The 26,132-nt window shown below is 73.1% G+C and carries 21 protein-coding genes and 1 pseudogene; 15 read left to right on the top strand and 7 right to left on the bottom strand.

The window, feature by feature from the left end; genetic code table 11:
• The first annotated feature begins 206 nt into the window (after positions 1-206).
• Entirely contained in the window at positions 207-3,560 is a 3,354-nt protein-coding gene (locus CCO04_RS01365) for a hypothetical protein (RefSeq protein WP_215812298.1), read from the top strand.
• Between the two features lie 60 nt (positions 3,561-3,620).
• Here the strand turns inward: CCO04_RS01365 and CCO04_RS01360 are convergent, their stop codons facing one another.
• Positions 3,621-5,846: a UvrD-helicase domain-containing protein gene (locus CCO04_RS01360; RefSeq protein ID WP_215812297.1), complete on the bottom strand. Its 2,226-nt coding sequence runs from the start codon at positions 5,844-5,846 to the stop codon at positions 3,621-3,623.
• 202 nt (positions 5,847-6,048) lie between these two features.
• Between CCO04_RS01360 and CCO04_RS01355 the strand changes: the two genes are divergently transcribed.
• Positions 6,049-6,627, top strand: a complete 579-nt coding sequence (locus CCO04_RS01355; RefSeq protein WP_215812296.1) for a TetR/AcrR family transcriptional regulator — start codon at positions 6,049-6,051, stop codon at positions 6,625-6,627.
• A 21-nt stretch (positions 6,628-6,648) separates the two neighbouring features.
• Here the strand turns inward: CCO04_RS01355 and CCO04_RS01350 are convergent, their stop codons facing one another.
• Both CCO04_RS01350 and CCO04_RS01345 read right to left on the bottom strand, forming a co-directional pair.
• On the bottom strand, positions 6,649-7,533 hold the full coding sequence (locus CCO04_RS01350) for a TIGR03619 family F420-dependent LLM class oxidoreductase (protein ID WP_215812295.1): 885 nt from the start codon (positions 7,531-7,533) through the stop codon (positions 6,649-6,651).
• 32 nt (positions 7,534-7,565) lie between these two features.
• A complete protein-coding gene (locus CCO04_RS01345; RefSeq protein WP_215812294.1) occupies positions 7,566-8,258 on the bottom strand; it encodes an alpha/beta hydrolase in 693 nt (230 codons plus the stop codon).
• Between the two features lie 62 nt (positions 8,259-8,320).
• On the opposite strand from CCO04_RS01345, the gene CCO04_RS01340 reads away from it, so the two are divergent.
• Together CCO04_RS01340 and CCO04_RS01335 are read left to right on the top strand one after the other, a co-directional pair.
• On the top strand, positions 8,321-9,253 hold the full coding sequence (locus CCO04_RS01340; protein ID WP_215812293.1) for an AraC family transcriptional regulator: 933 nt from the start codon (positions 8,321-8,323) through the stop codon (positions 9,251-9,253).
• Positions 9,250-9,822, top strand: a complete 573-nt coding sequence (locus CCO04_RS01335; RefSeq protein WP_215812292.1) for a hypothetical protein — start codon at positions 9,250-9,252, stop codon at positions 9,820-9,822. The genes CCO04_RS01340 and CCO04_RS01335 overlap by 4 nt, the downstream gene beginning before the upstream one ends.
• Before the next feature lie 7 nt (positions 9,823-9,829).
• Here the strand turns inward: CCO04_RS01335 and CCO04_RS01330 are convergent, their stop codons facing one another.
• Both CCO04_RS01330 and kstD read right to left on the bottom strand, forming a co-directional pair.
• Positions 9,830-10,591 carry an enoyl-CoA hydratase-related protein gene (locus CCO04_RS01330; RefSeq protein WP_151583154.1) on the bottom strand — a complete coding sequence of 254 codons (762 nt, stop codon included), beginning with the start codon at positions 10,589-10,591 and terminating at the stop codon, positions 9,830-9,832.
• 24 nt (positions 10,592-10,615) lie between these two features.
• Positions 10,616-12,286, bottom strand: coding sequence for a 3-oxosteroid 1-dehydrogenase (kstD, locus tag CCO04_RS01325; protein ID WP_215812290.1), 1,671 nt, complete (start codon positions 12,284-12,286; stop codon positions 10,616-10,618).
• 85 nt (positions 12,287-12,371) lie between these two features.
• Between kstD and CCO04_RS01320 the strand changes: the two genes are divergently transcribed.
• Both CCO04_RS01320 and CCO04_RS01315 read left to right on the top strand, forming a co-directional pair.
• Positions 12,372-12,932, top strand: a complete 561-nt coding sequence (locus CCO04_RS01320; protein WP_215812289.1) for a TetR/AcrR family transcriptional regulator — start codon at positions 12,372-12,374, stop codon at positions 12,930-12,932.
• Between the two features lie 209 nt (positions 12,933-13,141).
• Entirely contained in the window at positions 13,142-14,071 is a 930-nt protein-coding gene (locus tag CCO04_RS01315; RefSeq protein ID WP_215812288.1) for a hypothetical protein, read from the top strand.
• Here the strand turns inward: CCO04_RS01315 and CCO04_RS30065 are convergent.
• Together CCO04_RS30065 and rimK are read right to left on the bottom strand one after the other, a co-directional pair.
• Positions 14,068-14,370 carry a cation:proton antiporter regulatory subunit gene (locus tag CCO04_RS30065; protein ID WP_374196953.1) on the bottom strand — a complete coding sequence of 101 codons (303 nt, stop codon included), beginning with the start codon at positions 14,368-14,370 and terminating at the stop codon, positions 14,068-14,070. The two genes, CCO04_RS01315 and CCO04_RS30065, sit on opposite strands and share 4 nt — an antisense overlap.
• Before the next feature lie 27 nt (positions 14,371-14,397).
• A pseudogene (rimK, locus tag CCO04_RS01310) lies at positions 14,398-15,258 on the bottom strand (30S ribosomal protein S6--L-glutamate ligase); the annotation flags it as partial.
• 23 nt (positions 15,259-15,281) lie between these two features.
• On the opposite strand from rimK, the gene CCO04_RS01305 reads away from it, so the two are divergent.
• The 9 genes from CCO04_RS01305 (at position 15,282) to CCO04_RS01260 (ending at position 26,130) form a co-directional block, all read left to right on the top strand.
• A complete protein-coding gene (locus tag CCO04_RS01305; RefSeq protein WP_308281097.1) occupies positions 15,282-15,776 on the top strand; it encodes a RimK/LysX family protein in 495 nt (164 codons plus the stop codon).
• Positions 15,763-16,728, top strand: a complete 966-nt coding sequence (locus CCO04_RS01300; protein WP_215812286.1) for a succinylglutamate desuccinylase/aspartoacylase family protein — start codon at positions 15,763-15,765, stop codon at positions 16,726-16,728. Before CCO04_RS01305 ends, CCO04_RS01300 begins: the two co-directional genes overlap by 14 nt.
• A 361-nt stretch (positions 16,729-17,089) precedes the next feature.
• Positions 17,090-18,640: a molybdopterin-dependent oxidoreductase gene (locus tag CCO04_RS01295; protein ID WP_215812285.1), complete on the top strand. Its 1,551-nt coding sequence runs from the start codon at positions 17,090-17,092 to the stop codon at positions 18,638-18,640.
• Positions 18,641-18,721: 81 nt separating this feature from the next.
• Entirely contained in the window at positions 18,722-19,396 is a 675-nt protein-coding gene (locus CCO04_RS01290; protein ID WP_215812284.1) for a fasciclin domain-containing protein, read from the top strand.
• Positions 19,397-19,435: 39 nt separating this feature from the next.
• Positions 19,436-20,044, top strand: a complete 609-nt coding sequence (gene sigK, locus CCO04_RS01285) for an ECF RNA polymerase sigma factor SigK (protein ID WP_215812283.1) — start codon at positions 19,436-19,438, stop codon at positions 20,042-20,044.
• Positions 20,041-20,763, top strand: coding sequence for an anti-sigma factor domain-containing protein (locus CCO04_RS01280; protein WP_215812282.1), 723 nt, complete (start codon positions 20,041-20,043; stop codon positions 20,761-20,763). Before sigK ends, CCO04_RS01280 begins: the two co-directional genes overlap by 4 nt.
• Positions 20,763-24,047, top strand: coding sequence for an FAD-dependent oxidoreductase (locus CCO04_RS28170; RefSeq protein WP_252372589.1), 3,285 nt, complete (start codon positions 20,763-20,765; stop codon positions 24,045-24,047). Before CCO04_RS01280 ends, CCO04_RS28170 begins: the two co-directional genes overlap by 1 nt.
• The gene (locus CCO04_RS01265; protein WP_215812281.1) at positions 24,044-25,297 is read left to right on the top strand and encodes a cyclopropane-fatty-acyl-phospholipid synthase family protein; all 1,254 of its coding nucleotides are present in this window, start codon (positions 24,044-24,046) and stop codon (positions 25,295-25,297) included. Before CCO04_RS28170 ends, CCO04_RS01265 begins: the two co-directional genes overlap by 4 nt.
• Entirely contained in the window at positions 25,297-26,130 is an 834-nt protein-coding gene (locus tag CCO04_RS01260) for a DUF1295 domain-containing protein (RefSeq protein ID WP_215812280.1), read from the top strand. The genes CCO04_RS01265 and CCO04_RS01260 overlap by 1 nt, the downstream gene beginning before the upstream one ends.
• The last annotated feature ends 2 nt before the right edge of the window (positions 26,131-26,132 follow it).

Here is a 26,132-nt window from a genome sequence, read left to right as displayed (position 1 = left end):
ACGACGACGACCGAGCCGAGACTCCGCCTCGGTTCGCCCGCACCATGGGAATGCGGTGGCGGCACAGTACCAAGAGGCCACCGCTCAGTGTGCCTTTTTTTTCACTCGTTTTTACTTTGGCGTACCCGTGTCACCCCTGGCGCTTATCTTGTGGTCGCGGCTTGGCATAACCACCACTGACCAGTCGCAGAGAGAGGGAGTAGTCCGTGACCACCAGAACCGTGTTCCAGCGGCCGCATCGGCTGCGGTCCATGAGCGTGGGCTTGACCTTCGCCGTTGCCGCATCAGGGCTGGCGATGCTGCCGATGTCGCCCAGTGCCGCCATCGCGGCGCCCGCCAATGCCGACCTGTCAGGTCCCGCAGACCCGGCGAGCGCAGATCAGGCCCAGGACATGGCGCAGGCAGCATCGCAGGCAGCCGCAACGGGCGAGGAGGTCGAGGTCCCGTCCCTGACGACGCAGACCAACCAGGTGGTGGCGCAGCCTGGGGGAGCCTTCAAGCTCGAGGCGCACCGCGAGCCGGTACGCACGGACATCAACGGCGAATGGGAACCGATCGACACCACCCTCGAGGTTGCCTCTGACGGATCGATCCGTCCCAAGGCCATCACCATCCCCGTCGAATTCGCCCCTGGCGGCAGCAACGAGGCGGTGACCACTGGCGAGGGCGACCATTCGATCACCTTCACCTGGAACGACGGGCCGCTGCCCGCGCCCGTCATCAGCGGTAGCGAGGTCACCTACCCCGACGTACGTCCCGGTGTCGACCTGGTCTTCACAGCGCACCCAGACGGCTACACCGACGCGCTCGTTGTCAAGACTCCCGCCGCCGCCGCGGCGCTCCAGGCCGACCCCGCCGAGTTCACCGGATCGTCGGCCGGTCTCGACCTGTCGATGACCGCCGAGGGCGCCGTCGTCGCGGAGAGCTCGAGTACCGACATCGCTCTGGTCAGCCCGCCTCCGATCGCCTGGGACTCCTCGGGCGGCGGCGTGGGAAACGACCGTCCCAACGCCAGCTCGTCCGGCACCGGCGTCGTCCATGAGCTCGAGCCGGCAGTGATCAACGAGCCCGAGGCCGACAAGAAGGCCGGCGTCGAGTCCACTGTCAGCATCGAGCTGGCGCCCCCGGCGACCGCGCTCGCCGACCCCGCGACAGTCTACCCGCTCTACCTCGACCCGGCCATCACAGGCAAGGGCAACTCGCACTACCTCACGGTTCACTCCAAGGGTTGGGACTACTACGACGCCGCCAACCAGGTGATGCGCGTCGGCTATTGCGGCTGGGCCGAGTGCAACAACAGCACCCAGGGCAACGCGCGATCGTTCTTCTCGTTCCAGATCGACCCGCTCAAGGTCGCCGGCGCCGACCCCGTCGTCTTTGACGCATCGGTGCAGGCCAAGCAGGTCTGGAGCGCTGATTCCGCAGCGCAGCCGGTCAATCTGACCAAGGCACAGCCGTTCACGGCCGGCACGAACTACCCCGGTCCTTTCGGCGCACGCTTGCAGCAGATCGCCAGCTCGGCGGGACGAAATGGCAACAACGAGGGGTGGATCACCTTCGGCAACGAGAACGTGCGCCAGTACCTCGAGGACCGAGCGAAGGCCGAGGACGACTGGGTGCAGTTCTCCCTCTCGGCGCCGTCCGAGGGCGACGCCCTCCTGTGGAAGAAGTTCGCCAATGACACCAAGCTGACCGTCCTCTACGGCTTCGTACCCACGATCAACTCCTACACCGCAAGTGGCGTCGTCACCTGCGGCACCACGGTCTACTCGCGAGGCTCGATCACCACATCCGTCGATGCCACCGAGGTCGGCACCCAGAAGGCCGGACTGCAGTACATGTTCGAGCTCTTCCAGAGCGACGCCACGACCATCATCGCTCGACGCCCCGTCGACTGGAGCAGCGCGGACTCATACACGTGGCCCAGCATCGCCGAAGGCACCTACACCTGGCGGGCCCGCGTCAGCCAGCCCACAACCGTGGGCTCCACGGTCAGGCGGACCGAACGAGCGTCGGTCACCGCAAATCGGCGGTTCACCGTCGACAGGACCCCGCCGAAGGACGTCGTCATCTCCAGCGACGACTTCCCCGAGGACTACTGGGGCAACTCGTCGACGACCGGCGGCAACTTCACGATCACCATCCCCAATGCGGAAGCGAGCGCGATCGCCTACGCCTTCAACGGTGCACCGCCCAACGTTCCCGACAGCACGTGCATTCCTACGGGGCCCGGCTACCAGGCACGACAGGCCAACCACGGGACCATCACTCTCCCGGCAACCAACCTGAAGCCCGGCGTGCCCAACACGCTCACCGTCTACGGCTTCGACCTCGCCCACAACCGCACGAGCACTGTCACCTACACCTTCTACCCGAGCCGCGGCGACCTTCCGGGCAACGTAGCCAACAACCGGGTCCAAGGCGAGGCGTCCGGAGCCGCGACGTCCGGCAACGCGTCGGCACCGGTCACGCTCACCGGTGTCCTGCCGGACGGCAGCACGACCCCGGCCCCGGGAACGGGCCAGTACCTGACGATGAACGCGTCGAGCCCCGAGGCATACGCCGAGGTCGAGATCAACCCGACCGCGCCTGGCTACTACGCCCTCGGGGCCGAGCTCGGCACCTGCCCGTCTTGTGGCAAGGCGACCTTCACCATCGAGAATGCCCAGGAGTTCGATGAAGCTCCCATCAGCACCGATGCCGAGCTCAACGGTCGGAAGTACGTGGGGCTGGGCGGCTACCAGCTCCAAGCCGGGCCCAACAAGGTCAAGATCAGGTTCCCTGACGCCTCTGCTTCCACTCCGGCGACGGTGAAGCTCGACTATCTTCGCCTGACACAGATCCGGTCCGGCGAGTACTCCTCGCTGCAGGCGGCGTTCAACAACGACGGCATCGTGAGTGAGAGCTGGTTCAACCCGATGGGGCTAGAGCCGGCTCGACCTGCGGTGGGCAGCCAGCCGGCCCAGCCCAACCGAGCTCTCTCCCAGCAGGCTCTCGCCGCCGCCGGGGTCGTGCCGGGCCAGAACCTCACGGCCACGTTCAGTGACAATGCGGGCGCGCCCGCGACGGCGACCTTCGCGATCCCGGCACAGGGCGCCGATGGGCTCGACAACGTCATCGCGGCCGGCCAGGAGATCTCCCTTCCCAATGTCGTCGCGGACCACGTCGACCTGTTGGTCGCGGCGTCGTGCGGCAACGTCAGCCCGGAGCTCTTGCGCCAGTTCGACCTGCGGCAGCTGGCCGAGGGCGGTGGGGAACCATCGGTTCGGAACTACATGGTCCCGTACACGGTTCCCGAGTGGCGCGACCCCTTGACCGCCACCAACGACCCTGCGCCGGCGATCAGTGTCAACCGGTTCGTCAGTGGCGCCACCGCAACGGTCGTCAACGCTCCGGCCGGCCTGTACGTGATCGAGATCGACGTCCTGGCAGGCCTCAAGGGTCGTCCGCTCAAGAGCATCACCCTGCCCAGCACGGGCGCCACGCTCACGACGACGGCGTCCGGTTGTGACCAGCCGCGGCTCCACGTCTTCTCGATCACCACGAGAAGCGATCAGTGACAGCCACGAGATCCTGAGCCCGAGTGCCCCGGCAAGCCAGCCGGGGCACTCGGACTTTTCTCAGCTGATCGTCGTGAGCAGCTGCGTCGCCCGAGTCAGTACGACGTACAACGTCGCCCGCCCCGTCTGCGACTCGTCCTCGATCTCCTGAGGACGCACCACCACGATGCCGTCGAACTCCAGCCCCTTGGTGTCCAACCCCGTCAGTACGACGACCCGGTCGTCCCCCGAGGGCGTCACCGACGAGTCCACCGCGGCGCGGGCGCCGGCGGCGTCGTCGGCGAGCTCGGGCCAGGAGGCGAGCCAGGCGTTGACCTCGGAGCGCCGGGCCACCGGTACGACGATGCCCACGGTCCCCGAGACGGCCTCGGCGAGCTCGAGGACGGCTGCGCGGGTGGCGGACTCGAGGTCGGCGCCGTCGGCGAGGACCACCTCGCGCGGAGGCACGCCCGTACGGCGGACCGCGTCGGGCAGGTCGGCGTCGAGGCCGACGCGTTCGGCGTAGGCGGCGGCGTGGGCGTAGATCTCGGCCGAGTTGCGGTAGTTGGTCGAGAGGTGGAAGCGGTGGATCTGCTTGCGCTCGAGGGCTTCGGCGCGGGCGGCGTCGGACTCGGCGGGGACGGGCCAGGAGGACTGGGCGGGGTCGCCGACGATGGTCCAGGAGGCGGTGCGGCCGCGGCGGCCGACCATGCGCCACTGCATGGGCGTGAGGTCCTGGGCCTCGTCGATGAGGACGTGGGCGTAGCCGTCGTCCTCGATGCTGCTCACCGGGGGGCGCCAGGCGCGGCCGGCGGGGGCGTACTCGCGCTCCGAGGCGGTCATCAGCTCCTGGATGTCGACGGCGCCCTCGATGAGGGCGAGCGGGTCGTCGCGCTCGTCGTCGGCCTTCTGGGGGACGTCGCCGAGGGCGTAGCGGAGCTCGTCGAGCAGGGGCACGTCCTCGATGGAGATCTGGCCGCTGATCGCGCGGGTGGGGTCGAGGCCCGCCCAGGACTTGGCGAGGAGGCGCTGCTCCTCGGCGCTCAGGATGCCCTCGGAGACCCGGGCGAGGAGCTCGGGGTCGCGCAGCCAGCAGAGCACGGTGGCGGCGTCGAGCGGCGGCCACCAGGACAGCGCGAAGTCGAGGAAGTCCTGGCGCGAGAGCATGTCGTCGTTGAACTTCTCGCGGCCCTGGTCGCGGCCGCGCTCGCCACGGACCTGGCGCCAGAGCGCGTCGAGCAGGGCGTTGGACACGCGCGGGAGCTGCTTGTTGCGCAGGCCCTGGGACATGAGCTGGCGGCGGACCTGGCCGAGCCGGCCGCGGTCGAGCACGAGCCGGTCGTCGCGCCAGAAGACGCGGTACTCGCGGGGACTGCCGGGCGCCTGCTGCCGGGCGGTACGCCGCATCACCTCGGCCATGCGCGCCGAGCCCTTGACGTCGGCGACGGCGGGCTCGTCGTGGCGGGTGGCGCGCACCTCGTCGACGACCTCGCCGAGGCTGCGCAGGGCCACGGCGGTCTCGCCGAGGGAGGGCAGCACGCGCTCGATGTAGCGCATGAAGACGCCCGAGGGGCCGACGACGAGGACGCCGCCGCGCTCGTAGCGCTGCCGGTCGGTGTAGAGCAGGAAGGCCGCGCGGTGCAGGGCGACGACGGTCTTGCCGGTGCCCGGGCCGCCGGAGATGCTGACGACGCCCTTGGAGGGCGCCCGGATCGCCTTGTCCTGCTCGGCCTGGATGGTCGCGACGATCGAGTGCATCGAGCGGTCGCGGGCGCGGGAGAGCTGGGCCATGAGCGCGCCCTCGCCGATGATCGGGAGCGCGCGGCCGGCCTCCTCGGCGACGGCCATGCCGTCGGCGTCGAGCAGCTCGTCCTCGACCCCGACGACGGAGCGGCCGGCGCTGCGCAGCACCCGGCGGCGCAACACGTGCTGGGGCTCGGCCGCGGTCGCCTGGTAGAACACCGCGGCGGCGGGCGCGCGCCAGTCGATCAGCAGCGAGTCGTGCTGGTCGTCGCGCAGGCCGATCCGGCCGACGTAGCGGGGCTGGACGTCGACGGCGGCGTCGAGGTCGAGCCGGCCGAACACCAGGCCCTCGTGGGCGGCGTCGAGCTGGGCGATCCGCTTCGCGGCCTGGAAGACCATCGCGTCCCGCTCGACCAGACCACCTTCGTGCCCGAGGTGGGCACGCGAGTGCCCCTCACGGGCGAGCGACTGGGCGGCCTTGCCGGCCTGCTCCAGCTGCCGATAGACCCGGTCGACGAAGGCCTGTTCTTCCGCGACCTCGCGCTCCACCAGCTCGTCTGCCACCGACGTGACCCCTACCGTCCGCACTCGTGTTCTGACCACCACATCCCCGATGCGGCAAGCCACCAACTCTACAGGCCGGGACAGAGCCGTAGCGCGCTGCCAGGTTGTTGGTTGAATATCAGCAAGGCATCGCTGCGTCCTAGGGGGGAACACGATGAGAACGACGCCTGCGGCTCCGCCGCGCAAACCGAACAAAAGAGGGGTGGCAGCTCGCGAGAAGCTGCTCTCCACCGCGCTGGAGATGCTCGGAACCGGGAGACCGGAGACCGTCTCCATCAACATGGTCGCCAAAGAGGCGGGGCTCAGCTGGGGCTCGGTCCAGAACCTCTTCGGCGATTCCGACGGGTTCTGGTCCTCGGTGGTCGAGCTGATCATCGACGCCGGACCCCAGCTGTGGGCCGCGCCGGAGAGCGCCACCGTGCAGGGCCGGGTCGCCGAGGTGGCCCAGCTCTACCGCTCGGTGCTCGCCTCGCCGTACGGCGTCGCGATCGAGACCGTCCGGGCCGGGCTTCCCCGGCCGCTCGACGTCCTCGCCGAGTCGCACCCGCGCACGTCCGCCTCGCTGGCGAGGCTCGACGAGCTGTGGGCCGAGGCCTTCCTGCACTTCTTCGCCACGCTCGACGGTCCACCGGTCGACGCCGACCGCGCCTCGGACGTGGCCGCGCTGCTGCCCAGTGCCCTGCGCGGACTGCGTGCCGACGAGCAGTTCGGTACGACGGTCGACACCGACCGCGCGCACCGGACGCTGGTCACCGCGCTGACGACCTACCTGGAGGGATGAGCCGGGCGGACCCCGGCAGGATCAACCGGCCAGCAGCGCGCGCGTCGGCGCGATGACGTCCGCGCCGAACCGGGCGATGCCGTCGAGCTTCTGCTCCAGCGGCGCGTGCTGCGGGTAGTAGTACATCCACGGCATCGTCAGGCACATCGTGACGCCGCCGCGCGAGGCGCGGGCGAAGTCCTCGGGGAGCAGGGCGTCGGTCAGCGCCGGGGCGACCGCGAACGGCTCCTCGGGGTCGCGGCCGGCGGCCCGGCGCATCTCGCGCAGGCGCTCGCCGATCGCGATCGCCTCGTCGACGGTCGCCATGTCGCCGATCCAGCCGTCGTTGCGGGCCGCGCGGCGCAGCGCGACGTCGGACATGCCGCCGACCCAGACCGGGATCGGGCCCGGCGGCTCGGGCTTCATGACGAGGCGCTCGCAGCGGTAGAACTCGCCGGCGAACTCGGTCCAGCCGGGCTCCCAGAGCTCGCGCATGAGGTCGAGCCCCTCGTCGGTACGCCGCCCGCGGGTCGCGAAGTCCTCCTCGAGGAGCTCGAACTCGTCACGGCACCAGCCGACGCCGATACCGAGCGCGACCCGGCCGCCGGACAGCGCGGCCGCCGTACCGACGGCCTTGGCGACGATGAACGGGTTGCGCATGGCGGCCACGTAGATCGAGGTGAAGAACTGCATCCGCGTGGTCACCTGCGACAGCGCCCCGATCGTCACCCACGGGTCGGGCCAGTCGACGTCGGTCTCCCAGCGCCGCCGCCCGTCCGAGGTGTAGGGGTACGGCGTCTGGATCGTCTCCAGGTCTACCACGTGGTCGGCCAGGCTGAGCGCGCTGATCCCCGCTTCCTCGGCGGCCCGCGCGAGCGGGACCAGCTGGTCGATCGGGTGGTAGGCGGTCACCATCGCGAAGTCCACGCGCGCAGCCTAGGCCAGAACTAGAACAGGTTCTAGAGGGTGACGCTGCGAACCGCCTCCTCGACCAGGTCCGCGATCGCCGCGGGCTGCGAGGCGAGCGAGGCGTGGCTGGCGGCGAGCTCGACGGTGCCGCGGGGCTCCATCCGCGCCGCCATCCGGCGCTGGTTGTCGGGGTGGATCATCCGGTCGTCGGCCGAGACCTGGTACCAGGACGGCTTGTGCCGCCAGGCCGGGTCGGTGACGGTGTCGCCGAACGTGCTGCCCAGCGGCGCCTTCTGGGTGACCCCCATGACCAGGGTCTCCTCGGCCGGCAGGTCCTGGGCGAAGCTCTCGCCGAAGAGGTCCGGCTTGATCCACAGCCGCCCGTCGGAGTCGGGCTCGATGTTGGCGAACGCCGCCGGCGGGTGCTCCTCGCTGATCTGGCCGGCGCTCTCGCCGGCGTCCGGCGCGAACGCCGCGACGTAGACCAGGCCGGCCACGTTGGGCAGGTTGCCGGCCTCGGAGATCACCGCGCCGCCGTAGGAGTGCCCGACCAGGACGACGGGTCCGTCGACCTGGCGGACCAGCTCCTGGGTGCGGGTCGCGTCGTCGGCCAGCGAGGTCAGCGGGAGCTCGACGGCGCGCAGGCCGCGGTGGCCCCGGCGGTCGAGCTCGACGATCACCTTGGCCCAGTGCGCGGCGCCGCCCCAGAAGCCGTGGACGAGGACGATGGTGGGAGTGGACATGGTGGCTCCTCGGTCGTGGTGCGCCGGTCGGCGCTGAAGTAGGGTGCTGCCACGCTAACGAGATGACCGAGCAAGGAACCATGCCCGTGGCGCCTGAAAACATTGCCGTTCCGCTTGACGGCGTCGACGCGTTGACCGACACGCCGGGCGACACGCCGGCCGACGCGCTGTCCGCGGTGCTCGAGATGATCCACCTGCGCGGCGCCGACGTGACCTCGGTCCGCGAGGAGGGCCGGCGCGTCGTACGCCACCCGCGCGGCGACCGGGTGCTGCACCTGGTCGTGACCGGCACCGTCGAGCTGCGCACCGGCGACGGCGCCACGAGCGTCGAGGTCGCCGCCGGCGACCTCGCACTGATGGCCCGCGGCGGCGCCCACCGGCTCCACCCGGGGCCAGGCGCGCAGTGGCTCAGCGGCCGGTTCCTGGTCGACGAGGGCCTGGCCGCGCCGGTGCTCGCGGTGCTGCCGCCCGCCGTTCTCATCCGCTCCGCCGAGGGCCCCGACTGGCTCCCGCTGTGCGCCCGCCTGCTCGCCGTCGAGGTCGGCGACCCGCGGCCGGGCTCGCACGTGATGGTGTCGCGGATCCTCGACCTGCTCTTCATCCAGGCCCTGCGCGCCTGGTCGGCCCAGCAGAGTGCGGGCGCCGGCGGCAGCGGTTGGCTGGTCGCCGCCCTGGACCGCCAGCTCGGGCCCGCCCTGACCGCGATCCACCTCCGGCCCGAGCACCCGTGGACCGTCGACCAGCTCGCCGACCTGGCGATGCTCTCCCGGGCGGCGTTCGCGGCCCGCTTCGGCCGGCTCGTGGGCGAGCCGCCGGGCCGCTACCTCCAGCGGATCCGCCTGGCCCGCGCCGCCGAGCTGCTCACCACGACCACCGACCCGGTCGGCGCGATCGGGCGCGCGGTCGGGTACGCCTCCGAGGCGGCGTTCTCCCGCGCGTTCTCCCGCGAGCACGGGACCGGGCCCCGCGCCTGGCGGAGCGGAGCCGGCCGATGAATCTCGACCTCACCCCCGCCCTCCCCGACATCGCGGACGGCGGCCGGCTCGGCGGCGCACCCCCGCGGGCCGTCGAGGACCACCCCTGGCTCAGCACGCACCGCTACGTGCTGACGCTGCCGGCCGGGTGCGCCCCGTGGGCGGCCGGCCGCGAGGTCTCGGTGCTCCTGCGCGCGGGCTTCGACATCGGCGACGACGACCTGACCTACCCGGCGATGGCGATGCGGGCGCTCGTCCACCCGCCCTCGCCCCGCGGCGACCGGACCGGGCTCGGCTGGCCGGGGCTGCGCTCGACGGCCCTCGTCCCGGCGTCCGGCCACGCGCCCGCCCTGGTCCGGATCGCCGACGCGCCCGTGCTCATCCAGGACGAGCCGTCGTACGCCGCGGCGGTCGAGGCCGACGGGCACCGCTTCCTGTTCCAGGTCGACGAGGACGGCTGGCCGGTCGACGGGCCGCTCGAGGACGTCGTCGAGGAGTACCTCTGGGGCTACGGCTCGGTCTACTTCTACGGGACGCCCGGCGACGACGGCCTGGTCGACGAGGTCGTCGCCGGGTTCCTCGACTTCTAGCCCCGGCCTAGCCCTTCTTGCGCGAGAGGAACGCGGTCATCGCCTCGCGCGCCTCGTCGGAGCCGAACAGCCGGGCGCTCAGCTCGACGAGCTCCTCGCCCTTGGCGTCGATACGCTCGAGCAGCTCGGCACCGAGCAGCTTCTTGGTCTCGCGCAGGCCCTGGGCGGCGCCGGTCGCGATCTGGCCGACGACCTCGTCGACCTGGGCCTGGAGCGTCGCGGCCGGGACGGCGTACGTCGCGAGGCCGTAGTCGCGCGCCTCGGCACCGGTGAACACCTCGCCGCCGAGCGCGGTGAGGGCCGCGCCGCGCGGGGTCATCCGCGGGAAGACGGTGAGCGAGATGACCGCCGGGGTCAGGCCGAGCTTGACCTCGGTGAGCGCGAAGGTGGCGTCGTCGGCGACGACCACGATGTCGGAGGCGGCCACGATGCCGATGCCGCCGGCGCGGGCCGCGCCCTCGACCACGGTGACGACGGGCTTCGAGAGCGCGACGATCTGGCGCTGCAGGCCGACGATCGCGCGGGCGCCCTCGTGCATCGGGACGGTCGCGGCCTCGGAGAGGTCCGCGCCCGAGCAGAACACCCGGCCCGAGGAGCGCAGCACGACGACGCGTACGTCGTCCGCCGCGTCGGCGGTACCGAGGTGGGCGATCAGCTCGGTGACGAGCTGGCGGGAGAGCGCGTTGCGGTTGTGGGGCGAGTCCAGGGTGATGGTCGCGACGCCGTCGGCGACCTCGAGGTGGACCAGCTCCGCGGGTGCGTCAGTCATGCGGCTCATCCTGCCCCACGCCGTTCAGGCCCGATCGGGCGTCTCGACGCAGTCGAGCGCGGCCAGGTAGCCGAACACGAGGGCCGGGCCGATGGTCGCGCCGGGGCCGGCGTACGTGTGGCCCATGACGGCGGCGCTGGTGTTGCCGGCGGCGTACAGCCCGGGGACCGGCGTCCCGTCGGCGCGCAGCGCGCGGGCCCGCGGATCGGTCCGGATGCCGCCCTTGGTGCCGAGGTCCGCGGGCACCATCCGGGCGGCGTAGAACGGCGCCTCCACGAGGGCGCCGAGGCTCGGGTTGGGCTTGTTCGTCAGGTCGCCGTAGTAGTGGTCGTACGCCGATTCCCCGCGGTGGTGGTCCGCGTCGACCCCGTCGCGCGCGAAGGCGTTGAACCGCGCGACGGTCGCGGCCAGCCCCGCGGCGGGGACCCCGATCTCGGCGGCGAGCTCGTCCAGGGACGCCGCCTTCGTGATGGCGCCGCCGGCCAGCCACGACTTCGGCAGCGGCCGCCCCGGCTGGACGCCGGCGAACAGGTAGCGGTCGCGGTAGGTCTGGTCGAAGACCAGCCAGCACGGCAGGTTCTCGGCGGCATCGGCCGGCCCGGCGCCGCGGCCGTAGGTCCCGCCGAACATGCGGTGGGTCGCCTCGACGTACGGCAGCGACTCGTTCATGAACCGCTCGCCGTGCCGGTTGACGATGATCCCGCCCGGCAGCGAGCGCTCGGACAGCGCGAACCACGGCCCCTTGGGCAGCGGGATCGACGGCGCCCACCAGGCGTCGTCCATCAGGTCGGTGGCGGCGCCCGCGACCTGGGCCGCCCGGATCCCGTCGCCGGTGTTGGTCGCGACGCCGAGCGAGAGCTCCGGCCCGGCCGGCTCCCGCTGATGGGTACGACGCAGCTCGGCGTCGTGGTCGAAGCCGCCGCACGCGAGGACCACTCCGCGCCGCGCCCGCACCACGGACCCGTCTCCGGTCCGGACGCCGACGACCCGGCCGTCCTCCTCGACGAGCCCGGTCATCGGCGTCCCGAGCCGGACCGGGATACCGCGCTCACGCACGCCCACCATGAGCGAGGCGACGAGCGCGCTGCCCAGGCCGACGAGCCGGCGCCGGCGCAGCCGGGCCCACGCGAAGCGCAGCCCGATCCGGGCCATGTGGAGCGGGCCGCGCCAGTGCCGGCGCCCGGTGCTGAGCCAGCGGTAGTCGGACTGGAGGACGACGACGTTGAGCGGCGTCTTCGTGTAGAACGGCTCCATCGTGGCCAGGTCGTCGCCGATCCGGCGCGCGTCGAAGGGCCGCGGCTCGGCCGAGCGTCCGGCGGCGCGACCGCCCGGCGCCTCGGGGAAGTAGTCGGCGTACCCGCGCACCCAGGCCAGGTCGAGCGCGGAGTGCTCGGCCAGGTAGCCCATCGCCTCGGCACCGCGGTCGACGAAGGTGTCGATGCGGTCCGGGTCGACCTCGTCGACGATCGCGTGCAGGTAGCGCCGGGCCTCGTCGAGGTCACCGGCCGGGACGTGCGCGCGGACCGCCGGGTTGCCCGGCACCCAGACCCCGCCGCCCGAGCGGGCCGTCGTCCCGCCCCAGCGCTCGGACTTCTCCAGCACGACCACACGCAGGCCGTGCCCGGCGGCGGTGATCGCGGCGGCCAGCCCGGCCGCACCGGAGCCCACCACCACGACGTCGAAGGTCTCGTCCACGGCACCTCTCCTTGTTGGGAGTTGATTGCAAGTTGGGAGTTTCTATCAACTTGCGAGCCGCTCCGCAACCTGCGAGCCTGCCCGCATGCCTTCGCTGCGCGCCCGCAACCGCGCCCGGGTGCGCCACGAGATCCAGGACGCGGCCTGGCGGCTGTTCGCCGAGCACGGCTTCGCCGCGGTGACCACGCAGCAGATCGCGACCGCCGCGGGCGTCTCGACGAGCACCTACTTCCGCCACGTCGCCAGCAAGGAGGACCTGCTCCTGCAGCCGCTGCTCGCCAGCAGCGCCGACATCCTCGCGGCGTACGCCGCCCGGCCGGCCGACGAGCCCGTCGCCCGGGGCCTCGCCGCGGCGATCCGCGGCCGGACCGCCGAGGCCGCCGACACCGACCTGCGCCGCTGGCGCGCGGCGATGCTCACCGCCCCCGAGCTCGGCTCCCGGGTGACCCTGATCGCCGACGCCGACCGCGGCGAGCTGGTCCGCCTGGCCGCCGACCGCCACGGCTCGGGCCTGGTCGTGCACCTGGTCCTCGCCGCCGCGGAGTACGCCTACAGCCGCTGGATCGACCCCTCCGCCGGGGAGCAGTCGCTCGTCGCCCTCATCGACGCCGCGCTCGACGAGACGCTCACCGGTGACTGGCGCTAGGGGGCGGCTCGCACGTCGGCGTCGTCGCGAGCGGGGTTTGCGGCCGATCGGGCAAGGCGGAGCAGCGAAGGCGGGCCGGAGGCCCGTCGAGTCTGCGACAACGCCGCCAGATCGAGTCGCAAAGCCCGCGCAGCAGACGCCGACGTGCGAGCCGCGCCCTAGAGATCCGTACTCATGCGCTCGCCGCTCCCGAGGAGCACGGTGAGACGGTGAAGCCGCCCCTCGTGCTGTCCCTGCTGACCTGCGCCCTGCTGCCCCTCGTCGCGGCGTGCGCCAACCCGAGCCACGCGAGCGAGGCCGACAGCCTCCGCGAGCGGCTGGCCGACCTGCCCAGCGTGGCGTCGGCCGACCTCGACTACACCGAGCCGATCACGCTCGACTCCGGCAAGCTCGCGCTCACCGTCGCGCTGGAGCCCGAGGCCGAGGCGTCGGCGGTCGTCGAGGTGGTCGCCACGACGTACGCCGCTTTCGCGGGCACCCACCACGCCGAGGAGGGCGACCTCGACATCACCTGGCGCGACGACGTGGTGCACCTGCGCAGCTTCGAGCCGGAGGCCGACCTGGACGACGTCCGAGCCGCGGCGCAGCGGGCGGTCCCCGTCCTGGAGCGCGAGTCCGCCCGGGTCGACCTCGAGACCCAGGACGTCGACGCCGCGCCCCACGTGCGCACCCTGATGACCGTGACGACCGCGCCCGGGGTCGACGCGCTGCTGGCCGCGCTGCCCGGCCTGGAGAAGCGCTACGGCGACCTGCCGCAGACCGACTGGACCGTCCAGGCCGATCCCGAGGGCTCCTGGACGCTGCACTCCTCCGGCGGCCTGCCCGGCGCCGACCAGCTGACCCTGTTCCACCGGCTGCGCGCGGGTCTCCCGCCGGGCGCCTCGATCTGGCTCGGCGACGACGACTGGGCCAGCGTCGCCCTCCCCGCCGGTACGTCGCCCGACGCCACCGCGGCCGTCGCCGAGCGGCACCTCGGCATCCTCGGCGGGCCGGGCACGGCGTCGTACGACGTGCAGGTGGGGGACGAGCTCGCGCTGTCGATCATCGACGGCGAGTGCTCGTTCGGCACCGGGCCGATCGGCGCCCTGCTCGACGGTGTCTACGCCGACGGGTGCCGTACGGTCGCGCCGTCGGCCTAGGCCTCGGGGATCGGCTGCTTCGGCAGCTTCTTGACCCGCGCCCGACGTCGCGGCCGGGCCGGGATCATCGAGCGCATCTCCTCGAGCTTGCCGAAGCAGAGCAGCCGGTCCTCGGCCTGGAGCACGTGCCGGTCGAACGGGTTCGGGATCACGGTGGTGCCGCGGTGCAGGGTCAGCACCGTCATGTCGCGCTCGCGGATCCCGGACTCACCGAGGGTCTTGCCGACGAGGTCCGCATCGCCGTGCACGACGATCTCGGCGACGCCGTACCCGGTCGAGACGCTGAGCCGCTCGCGCACGTCGATCTGAGGGAAGGCGACCTGGTTGTCGATGTAGTCGATGATCGCGCCCGCCACGTCGAGCTTGGTGGCCGTCTCGATGCCCTCGAGGCCCGGGGAGGAGTTGACCTCCATCACCAGCGGACCGTCGTTGGCCTCGAGCATGTCGACACCGGCGACCTTGAGACCCATGATCTGGGCGGCGCGGACGGCGATCTGCTCGTACTCCGGGTCGAGGTCGACCCGCTCGACGCTGCCGCCGCGGTGGACGTTGGAGCGGAACTCGTCGCCCTGGGCGACCCGCCGCATCGCCGCGACCACGCGGTCGCCCACGACGAGCGCCCGGACGTCGCGGCCCTTGGACTCCTTGACGAAGCGCTGGATGAGCACCTGCTGCTTGGTGCTCTGGAGGGTCTCGATGATCGCCTCGGCGACCTTGATGCTCGGCGCCAGGATGACGCCGATGCCCTGGGTGCCCTCGAGCAGCTTGATCACCACCGGTGCCCCGCCCACCCGCTCGATCGCCGGGATCACGTCGGCGCGGTCGCGCACGAACGTCGTCGCCGGCATGCCGATGCCGTGCCGGGACAGGATCTGCGTCGCGCGCAGCTTGTCGCGCGAGTTCGCGATGCCGTTGGCGGTGTTGGGCGTGTAGACGTCCATCTGCTCGAACTGCCGCACGACCGCCGTACCGAAGTAGGTGATCGAGTTGCCGATGCGCGGCAGCACCGCGTCGTAGTCCGAGAGCTGCTTGCCCCGGAACTGCAGGTCGGGCTCGTCACCGGACAGGTCGATGGAGAACCGGAGCGTGTTGAGCACCTTCACCTGGTGCCCCCGGTCGAGGGCGGCCGTGCGAAGGCGCTGGGTGCTGTAGGACCGCGGAGCGCGGGAGAGGATCGCGAGCTTCATTCCCGACCTGATTGGATTGCGGTGTGGTCAGGCCCCATCTAATCAGTTCCCCGGTCACGGCCGGGTGGCGCGAGTGGGTGCGCCTGCCCGGGCTCGGCGTGGGACCGGTCAAGGCCAAGCTCGACACCGGCGCCCGTACGTCGGCCCTGCACGCCTTCGACCTCGAGGAGCTGACCCGCGACGGCGCCGACTGGGTGCGGTTCTCCGTCCACCCCTGGCAGCGCTCGGCCGAGGACGCCGTCCTCGTCGAGTGCCCGGTCCACGACCGCCGGCTGGTGCGCAGCTCCACCGGGCACACCCAGGAGCGGATCGTCGTCCTGACCGACATCGAGCTGCTCGGCCACACCATCACCACGGAGATGACCCTCACCCGCCGCGACGCGATGGGCTTCCGGATGCTCGTCGGCCGCGAGGCCCTGCGCCAGGGCTTCCTCGTCGACGCCCGCCGCTCGTACCTCGGCGGCCGCCCGCCCCGCAAGGTACGCCGCAAGAACCGAGGCCGTGATGGCACTGCGTGAGTCGTTCGCGATCGGCAACGTCCGCGTCCGCGCCGGCTCGACCAAGGAGGTCGAGCTCCCCATCACCCGCCTGGTCACCGGCGGCGACGTCAGCCTCCCCGTCCGCGTCGTCCACGGCCGCGAGCCCGGCCCGACCGTCTGGGTCAACGCCGCCATCCACGGCGACGAGGTGCTCGGTGTCGAGGTGATCCGCCAGGCGCTCGCCACCCTCGCGGCGCGCACCTTCCGCGGCACGCTGGTCGCCGTACCGGTGGTGAACGTGCTCGGCTTCATGACCGGCGAGCGCAACCTCCCCGACCGCCGCGACCTCAACCGCTCCTTCCCCGGCTCGGCCCGCGGCTCCCTGGCCAGCCGCATCGCCCACCTGTTCATGACCGAGGTCGTCGCCAAGAGCGACGTCGGCATCGACCTCCACACCGCCGCCGACCGCCGCAGCAACCTCCCCCAGATCCGCGCCGACCTCGACGACCCCCGCACCCGCCAGCTCGCCGAGGCCTTCGGCGCCCCCGTCATGCTCCACGCCCGCCTCCGCGACGGCTCCCTGCGCCAGGCCGCTCGCGACCGCGGCGCCACCGTCCTGCTGTACGAGGCCGGCGAGGCCCTGCGCTTCGAGGAGGAGCCGATCGCGGTCGGCGTGGCCGGCGTACGCCGGGTGCTGGCGGCCCTCGACATGATCGACCTCTCCCCCGGCGAGGAGGACGGCCGTACCGCCCCCGTCGAGTCCCGCTCGAGCGCCTGGGTCCGCGCCCGCGGCACCGGCATCCTGCACCTCGAGGTCCACCTCGGCGAACGCGTCGAGGAGGGCCAGCGCCTCGGCGGCCTCTCCGACACCTTCGGCCGCCGGGTCCGGCTCGTGCACGCCGACCGCTCCGGCATCATCATCGGCCTGACCCGGGCACCGATCGTCAACGCGGGCGACGCCCTCGTCCACATCGCCTCCCCGGTCGAGTAGCCCGGCCCGCCCAAGCCCGCCGCGCTGCGGCGGCGAGGCGGCGAGGCGGAGGTGGCGGCCGCACAGCGGCGGCGCGGGCGGAGCCCGTGCCGTTGTCGCGCCCCAAGCCGGCCGTCAGGGCCCCGCAGTCAAGGACGGGCGAAGCCCGCCGCGAAGCGGACCGAGCGAAGCGAGGGTCCTTGACAGCGGGGGACGGCCGGCTAAGCGCGGCCGCCACCGCAACCACGCTCACCCGCCACCCTGCAACCTCGCACCAGGAAACCTGCAACCTCAGGGGGCCAACCCTGCTACTTCGCCCGCCGGAACGTGCGACTTCGGCGGCAGGACCATCCGAACGCACGGTCCGCACCGAACCCCTGCCATGCCCCTCCCCCGTCCCCGCCGCCCGAGGCTCCCGAAGCACCCCCAGTGGCCCGGGTACGGCGTCCTGGCGACCCTCGTCGGCATCGGCCTGGCTCACCTCGTCGCTGCACTCACCCACCCCGCGTCGTCGCCGGTCCTGGCGGTCGGCTCGGCGGTGATCGACCTGACGCCGACGCCGCTCAAGGAGTGGGCGATCCGGCAGTTCGGGACCGCCGACAAGGTGGTGCTGGTCGGGTCGGTGCTGGTGGGGGTGCTGGTGCTGGCGGCCATTGCGGGGGTGCTGGCCCGGCGCCGGCTCGCGGTCGGGGCGGGGGTGCTGGTCGCGCTGGTCGGCGTGGCGGTCGTGGCGGTGCTGTCGCGGCCGGAGGCGGGGGCGATCGACCTGCTGCCCTCCCTGGTGGCGGCGGTGACCGGGCCGGTGGCGCTCGCGCTGCTCGCCCGGGCCGACCGGGCCGCGCGGGAGGGGCGGCGGGCGGGACGGGGTGCGGAGGGACGGCGGGCGCTGCTGCTGACCGCCGGGGTGCTGGGCGTGCTCGCGCTGGCCGGGGGTGTGGCGGGGCGGTTCGTGTCCTCGCTGCGGCTGCGGCCCGAGGACGTGACGCTCCCCCGGCCGGCTGATCCGGCGCCGCCGCTGCCGCGCGGGCTGGACGACCAGGTCCCCGGCATCACCCCGTTCCGTACGCCGACCGGCGACTTCTACCGCGTCGACACCCGGCTGGACGTGCCCGTCGTGGGCACCGACGACTGGACGCTCACCATCGACGGTGATGTCGACCGGAAGGTGACGATGCGCTTCGACGAGCTGCTGGCGATGCCGATGATCGAGCGCGACATCACGCTGACCTGCGTCTCCAACAGCGTCGGCGGCCCGTACGTCGGCGCGGCGCGCTGGCTCGGCGTACCACTGCGCGACGTGCTCGACCGGGCCGGCATCGGCAGCACGAAGGCCGACCAGATCCTGTCCACCGACGTCGACGGGATGACGATCAGCACCCCGCTCGACCTCGCCCTCGACGGCCGGGACGCGATCTTGGCGGTCGGCATGAACGGCAAGGCGCTGCCCCGCGAGCACGGGTTCCCCGTGCGGATGGTGATCCCCGGCCTCTACGGCTTCATCAGCGCCACCAAGTGGATCACCCGGCTGACCCTGACGACGTACGCCGAGCGCGACGCCTACTGGACCGAGCGCGGCTGGGCGACCGACGCCCCCATCAAGATCTCCGCCCGGATCGACACCCCGCGCGCCCTCGCCGCGCTGGACCCCGGCGACGTCGTCATCGGCGGCGTCGCGTGGGCCCAGGAGCGCGGCGGCGTGGCCGGCGTCCAGGTCCGGATCGACGGCGGGGGCTGGGTCGACGCCCAGCTCGGGCCGAGCGGCGGGGACGACTACTGGCGCCAGTGGTTCTACCGCTGGAAGGCGGACTCCGGCTCGCACCGGATCGCCGCCCGCGCCCGCTCCGGCGACGGCGAGCCGCAGACCGCGGTCCGCGCCGAGCCCTTCCCCGACGGTGCGAGCGGGCTCCACGAGCTCATCGTCCAGGTCGGCTGAAAACCACCGAGAAAAACACCCATCCGGTCGCCCCGCGGCACCGAATCACCTGCACACCACGCTCCTACGGAAGGTCCCACCATGAAGCTCCACCGCCTCACCCGCACCGCCGGCGTCACCGCCGCCGCACTCGCTCTCTCCGTCTCGCTGGCTGCGTGCGGTGACGACGGCGGCGACACCAAGAGCACCGACGACAACAGCTCCACCCCGATGACCTCCGACAGCCCGACCGAGCAGGCCGACGCCGGCTCGCAGACGTTCGGCCCCGGCTGCGCGAAGATCCCGACCTCCGGCGCCGGCTCGTTCGACGGCATGGTCAAGGACCCGGTCGCGACCGCTGCCAGCAACAACCCGCTGCTCAGCACCCTGGTCACCGCGGTGACGAGCATCGACGGCCTCGCCGACACGCTCAACGGAGCGCCCGCGCTGACCGTGTTCGCGCCGTACAACGACGCGTTCGCCGCCATCCCGGCCAAGGACCTCAACGGCATGGTCGCCGAGGGCAAGGCCAAGGGCCAGGAGAGCGCGCTCTACAAGGTCCTCGCGCACCACGTGCTCGGCGCGAACGACGACCCGATGGCCGTCGTCGGCAAGCAGAAGACCCTGCTCGGCGACGAGCTGACCGTCTCCGGTGACGCCGAGAGCGGCATGACCGTCTCGGACGGCACGGTGACCGCGAAGGTCCTCTGCGGCAACATCCCGACCGCCAACGCGACCGTCTACGTCATCGACAAGGTGCTGACCGGGATCAAGTGACCCCTCGCCAGCAGACCTGAGAACCGGAAGGATCACGGCATGGACCCGGTCCCCGGCGACCCGGCCGGCGCCCCCCACGCGGGGGCGCCGGCCGGCGGTCGCAGCGCCGACCTCGGCGCCCTGCTCAAACGAGCGGCGCGCGGGGACAAGACGGCCTTCGCCGAGCTGTACGACGCCACCGCCCCCCGCGTGCACGGCCTCGCCGTCCGCGTGGTGCGCGACCCGGCGCAGGCCGAGGAGGTCACCCAGGAGGTGTTCCTCGAGATCTGGCGCCAGGCGAGCCGGTACGACGCCGCGCGCGGCTCGGCCCTCGCCTGGATGATGACGATCACCCACCGCAAGGCCGTGGACCGGGTCCGCAGTGCCGAGGCCGCGACCCGGCGCGACCTGACGTACCACCAGACGAACCAGAGCGTCGAGCACGACGTCACCGCCGACACCGCGCACGCCTCGCTCGAGGCGCACCGGGTGCGGGCGGCCCTGACCCAGCTCACCGACGTCCAGCGCGAGGCGATCGAGCTGGCGTACTTCGGCGGCTACACCCACACCGAGGTGGCCGCCCTTCTCGACCTCCCGGTCGGGACAGCGAAGACGAGGATCCGCGACGGCCTGATCCGGCTGCGCGACACGATCGGAGTAGGCCGATGACAACCGATCACGACCACACCCTGTCCGGCGCCTACGCCGTCGACGCGCTCGACGCGGACGAGCGGGCCCGGTTCGAGGCGCACCTGAGCCACTGCCCGGACTGCCGCGCCGAGGTGGACAGCCTCCGCGAGGCCGCTGCGCTGCTCGGCCTGGGCGACGAGGTCGCCCCGCCGCCGGCGCTGCGCGACGACGTCCTCGCGGGCATCGACCGGATCCGTCCGCTGCCGCCGCTGACCCGCGAGCCGGCCACGGTCACGCCGCTGTTCCGCCGGCTGCCGACGCTGCTCACGGCCGCCGCGGCCATCGTCCTGCTCCTCGGGGTGGGCCTGGCGGTGCTGCGGCCCTGGTCCGACGACCCGGGCACGCAGCCGCCGACCGCGGCCGACCGGATCCTCGCCGCCGCCGACGCGACCCACGTCGAGAAGAGCTTCCCCGACGGCTCGCAGGCCACGATCGTGCTCTCCCGCAGCCAGGGCAAGGCGCTCATCCGGACCAAGGACATGGCGCCCGCCCCGGACGGCAAGGTCTACGAGCTGTGGCTCCAGACGCCCGCCGGCAAGATGGTCCGGGCCGGGCTGATGCCGGACGAGCCGGACACGACGTACATCCTCGACGGCGACGCCGCGGAGGCCACCGGGGTCGGGATCACCGTCGAGCCCGACGGCGGCTCGGAGCAGCCGACCACGCAGCCGATCGCGGTCTTCCCCCTGGAGTCGTGATGTCCACCCCGACCCCGCGGCGCCTCGCCGTGGTGGGCTCCGGCGTCGCCGGACTCACCGCCGCCTACGTCGCCTCCCGTCCCGGCAATGACGTCCACGTCACCGTGCTCGAGGCCGACGACCGGCTCGGCGGGCACGCCGACACCCATGACGTCACCGACGCCGCCGGCCGCGCACTGCGGATCGACAGCGGCTTCATCGTGCACAACCGGCGCACCTACCCGGTGCTCGGCCGGCTGTTCGACGAGCTCGGCGTGCCGACGCAGGACTCCGAGATGTCGATGTCGATCAGCGACGAGCGCACCGGCCTGGAGTGGGCCGGCGCGCTCGGCCGGCGCGGGCTGTTCCCGTCGGGCGCCGGCAACCACCGCAACCCGGCGTACCTGCGGATGCTCGCCGAGGTGCCGCGCTTCCACCGCGCCGCACGCCGGCTGCTGGCGAACGGCCCCGGGGACCTGACGACGCTCGCCGCCTTCCTCGACCACGGCGGGTTCTCGCCGTACTTCCGGCGGCACTTCGCCGAGCCGCTCGTGGCGGCGGTGTGGTCGTGCGACCCGGACACGGCGCTGGACTACCCCGCGGCGTACCTGTTCGCGTTCCTCCAGCACCACGGCATGCTCGCCGTCTTCGGCTCGCCGACGTGGCGCACGGTGACCGGCGGCTCCGGGGCGTACGTCGCCCGGGTCGCCGACGCGATCCGGGCCTCCGGCGGGACGATCCGCACCGGGACCCCCGTGCTCTCGATCGAGGAGACCGGCGACGGCGTCGAGGTCAGCACGGCCGCCGGCCGCGAGACGTACGACGCCGTCGTGGTCGCCACCCATCCCGACCAGGCGCTCGGGATGCTCTCCGCGCCGACCCTCCTGCAGAAGGAGGTGCTCGACGCGATCCCCTACTCGACCAACACCGCGCTGCTCCACACCGACGCCCGGCTGATGCCGCGCGCCCGGGACGCCTGGGCGTCGTGGAACTTCCGGCGCCCGCGGATCACTCAGGAGCAGGTCCAGGTCACCTACGACCTGACCCGCCTGCAGCGGCTGCCCACCGACACCCCGTACCTGGTCACCCTCGGCGGCGAGGACGTGGTCGACCCGGCGACCGTGCTGGTCCGGCGCGACTACGCGCACCCGCGCTACACGCCGGCCTCCGTCGCCGCCCAGGCCCGGCTGCCCGAGATCGACACCGACCGCCTCGTGTTCGCCGGCGCGTACCACGGCTGGGGCTTCCACGAGGACGGCGCGCGCTCGGGCCTGCACGCCGCGGAGCGTCTCGGGCTCGCGTGGGAGGACGCCGGTGCACCGGCGGCGACGTCGTACGCGACGACCCTGGTGCACCGGCGGCGCGAGCCGGTCCGCAATGCGTTCACGCTGCGCTCGCACCTGAGCGTGGTCGACCTCGACCGGGTCGCTCCCGACGGCACCGTGGACGGCGTCCCCGGCCGCTTCGAGGGACGCGACCACTTCGCCGGCGACACCGCGAGCGTGCGCGAGGGCCTCGACCGCTTCCTCGCCGAGCACGGCCTGGACGCCGGCCTGCGGGGCGGCCGGGCGCTGATGGCCGCGCAGCCGCGGGCGCTCGGACACTGCTTCAACCCGATCTCGGTGCACTGGTGCTGGCCGCCCGGATGCCCGGACGGCGATCCCGCGGCGACCGTCGTCGAGGTGCACAACACCTACGGCGACCGGCACGCCTACCTGCTCGACGGTCCCGCCACCGCCGACGGGCGGGTCGTGGTCGACAAGGCGATGTACGTCTCGCCCTTCCACGGCACCGACGGTCACTACGAGGTGCTCGCCCCTCCGCCCGACCCCGAGGACCACCGGCTGCGGATCGCGGTCCGGCTCGTCACCGAGGACGGCGCCCGGTTCGACGCCGCCCTCGACGGGACGCCGGCCGCGCCGCCGCGGCTGCCGCTCGCGGGACTGCGCGGAGCGGCCCTCATCCGCGCCCACGGCATCGCGCTGTGGGCCCGGCGGGTACCCGTCCAGCCGCGCCGCGCGACGGTGCAGACCGCGCAGACGCCGCAGACCGCGCTCGCCCCGATCCGCACCGGCGGCTTCGCGGCGCGGGTCGCCGAACGGCTCTTCCGGGCCGCGATCGGGCGGCTCGACGTCACGGTCCGCCTGGAGCACGCCGACGGCCGTACCGAGGAGCTCGGCCGCGGCGGCCCGGCGATCGTCGTGCACCGCCCGGACGAGATGTTCGCCCGGATCGGACGCGACCAGCTGATCGGCTTCGGCGAGGCCTACCTGACCGGCGCCTGGGCCGAGGACGGCGTCCCCGGCGACGGCGTGCTCGGCGCATTCCTCACGGTCCTCGCCGCCGAGCTGACCACGCTCGTGCCGCGGCCGCTCCAGCGGCTGCGCGGGGTCGTCGTCACCCGCCTGCCGCAGAGCCAGCGCGGCACCCGGGACAACACCCAGGCCAACGTCGCCCACCACTACGACCTGTCGAACGACCTGTTCGCGGCCTTCCTCGACCCCACGCTGTCCTACTCCAGCGCGCTCTTCACCGACCCGGACCCCGCCGTGGCCGCCACGGAGGACCTGGTCGCGGCCCAGCACCGCAAGATCGACCGGCTGCTCGACCAGGCCGGCGTGGGTGCCGGCACCCGGCTCCTGGAGATCGGCACCGGCTGGGGCGAGCTCGCGATCCGGGCCGCGGCCCGCGGCGCCGACGTCCGCTCGATCACGCTGTCGGTCGAGCAGCAGGAGCTCGCCCGGGAGCGGATCGCCGCCGCCGGGCAGGCCGACCGGGTGCGCGTCGACCTGTGCGACTACCGCGCGCTGCTCGACGAGCCCGGCGCGGCGTACGACGCGGTGGTCTCGGTGGAGATGATCGAGGCGGTGGGCCAGGAGTTCTGGCCGGCGTACTTCCGCACGCTCGACCACGTCCTGGCGCCCGGGGGGCGCGTCGCGATCCAGGCGATCACGATGCCGCACGACCGGATGCTCGCGACCCGCTCCACGCACACCTTCATCACCAAGTACGTCTTCCCCGGCGGCGCGCTGCCGTCGGTGCGCGCGATCGACGAGGTGACCCGGGCGCACACCACGCTGCGGATCACCGACGACCTGGCGATCGGCCCGCACTACGCGACGACCCTGCGGCGCTGGGACACGGCCTTCGTGGCCTCCCGGGACCGGGTCCGCGCGCTCGGCTTCGACACGACCTTCGAGCGGATGTGGCACTTCTACCTGGAGTACTGCCGTGCGGGCTTCGCGGCCGGCTACATCGACGACCACCAGCTCACCTTCACCCGACCGGACGAGGAGTCCCGATGACCGCCGCCGTGCTCGCCGACGCGCTCCGCCCGTTCGTCGGCGGAGAGCTGCCCGTCCGCCTCGTCGCCTGGGACGGCACCACCGCCGGTCCCGACGACGCCCCCGTCGTCGAGCTGCGCTCCCCCGACGCGCTCCGCCGGCTGATCCGCCACCCCGGCGAGCTCGGCGCCGCCCAGGCCTACGTCACCGGCGAGCTCGACGTGCCGGGCGACCTCGACGCGGCGCTCACCCACGCGTTCGCGGTGGCCCGTTCGCGCGGGCTGTCGGGACGCCGTCCGTCCGTCCGGGCGATGGCCGGCGCCCTGCGCGCCGCGATCGGCCTCGACCTGATCGGCCGTGCGCCCGCGCCCCCGGCCACCCAGGCCCGCGTGCGCGGCCGGCTGCACAGCAAGGACCGCGACCGGCGCGCGATCAGCCACCACTACGACACGACCGCGGACTTCTACTCGCTGATCCTCGACGAGCGGACGATGGCGTACTCGTGCGGCTACCACGCGTCGCCCGACCAGCCGCTCGCCGACGCCCAGGAGGCCAAGCTCGACCTGGTCTGCCGCAAGCTCGGCCTGGAGCCGGGGATGCGGCTGCTCGACGTCGGCTGCGGCTGGGGCTCGCTGTCGCTGCACGCGGCCGAGCACTACGGCGTGCAGGTCGAGGGCGTGACGATCTCCGCGGAGCAGCAGCGGTTCGCGGTCGCCGCGGCCGAGCGCCGCGGCGTGGCGGACCGGGTCGACATCCGGCTCTGCGACTACCGCGACGCCGTGCCCCTCCGGGGCGCGGAGTACGACGCGGTCGCCTCGCTCGAGATGGGCGAGCACGTCGGCGAGCGCAACTACCCGTCGTACGCGCGGGTGCTGCACGACGCCGTCCGCCCCGGCGGCCGGGTGCTCGTCCAGCAGATGTCGCGGACCGGGCGCTGGCCCGGCGGCGGGCCGTTCATCGAGTCGTTCATCGCCCCGGACATGTACATGCGGCCGGTCGGCGAGACCGCCGCGCTGCTGGAGCGCGGCGGCCTGGAGGTCCGCGACGTGCACGCCCTGCGCGAGCACTACGTGCTCACCGTCGCCGGCTGGCTGCGCCGCTTCGAGGACAATATCGACGCCATCACCGCGCTCGTCGGCGACGAGCTGGTCCGCGTCTGGCGGCTCTACCTCGTCGGCGGCTCGATGGCCTTCCGCGACGGGCGGATGGGCGTCGACCAGATCCTCATGGTCCGCCCCGGCGCACCCCACTCCCTCCCGCCGGTGCGCTGATGTCGACCAGCGCCGCCGTCCTCACCTCGCTCGCGACCGCGGTCGCGACCGCCGCCCTGCTCATGACCGCGACCGCCCTGGTCGCCCGCCGCCAGGGCCGCGTCGTGGTCGTCGACATCGCCTGGGGACTGGGCTTCGTGCTCATCGCCCTCGCCTGTGCCGTCGTCGCCGTGGCCTCCGGGTCCGGCGACGCCCTCCGCTCGGGGATCCTCGTCGTTCTCGTGACCGTGTGGGGGCTGCGGCTGGCGGAGCACGTCCGTCGCCGGAGCACGGGCCACACCGACGAGGATCCCCGTTACGAGAAGGTCCTCGGCGGCCGCCTCCCCGACGTCGGCCTCGCGGTCGCCGTCCGCAAGGTGTTCGCCGTCCAGGGCCTCGCCCTCGCCGTGGTCGCGGCCCCGGTCGCCGTCGGCGTCGTCCTCGACGTCCGCTGGTGGCCGGTCGTGGTCGCCGGTGGCGTCGTGTGGGCGGTCGGCCTGGTCTTCGAGGCGGTCGGCGACGCCCAGCTCGCGGCGTACCGTGCGCAGCCGCGCGACCAGCGCCCCCAGGTGCTCGACACCGGGCTGTGGGCGTGGACCCGGCACCCGAACTACTTCGGGGACGCCTGCGTGTGGTGGGGCCTGTGGCTGGCCGGCGGGCTCGCCTCGGGATGGGTCGTGGGACTGGCGACGCTCCTCGCCCCGGTGGCCATGACCTACTTCCTCAGCGAGGCGACCGGGGCCCGGCTGCTGGAGCGGACGATGATGGAACGGCCCGGCTACCCGGCGTACGCGCGGCGCACGGCGCGGTTCTTCCCCCGGCCGCCGCGTGGGGGGCACCGGGCCAGGTCCTAGGG

The sequence above is a fragment of the Pimelobacter sp. 30-1 genome (assembly GCF_018831735.1).
Classification (GTDB): Bacteria; Actinomycetota; Actinomycetes; order Propionibacteriales; family Nocardioidaceae; genus Nocardioides.
This window is presented reverse-complemented; position numbering and strand designations above follow the sequence as displayed.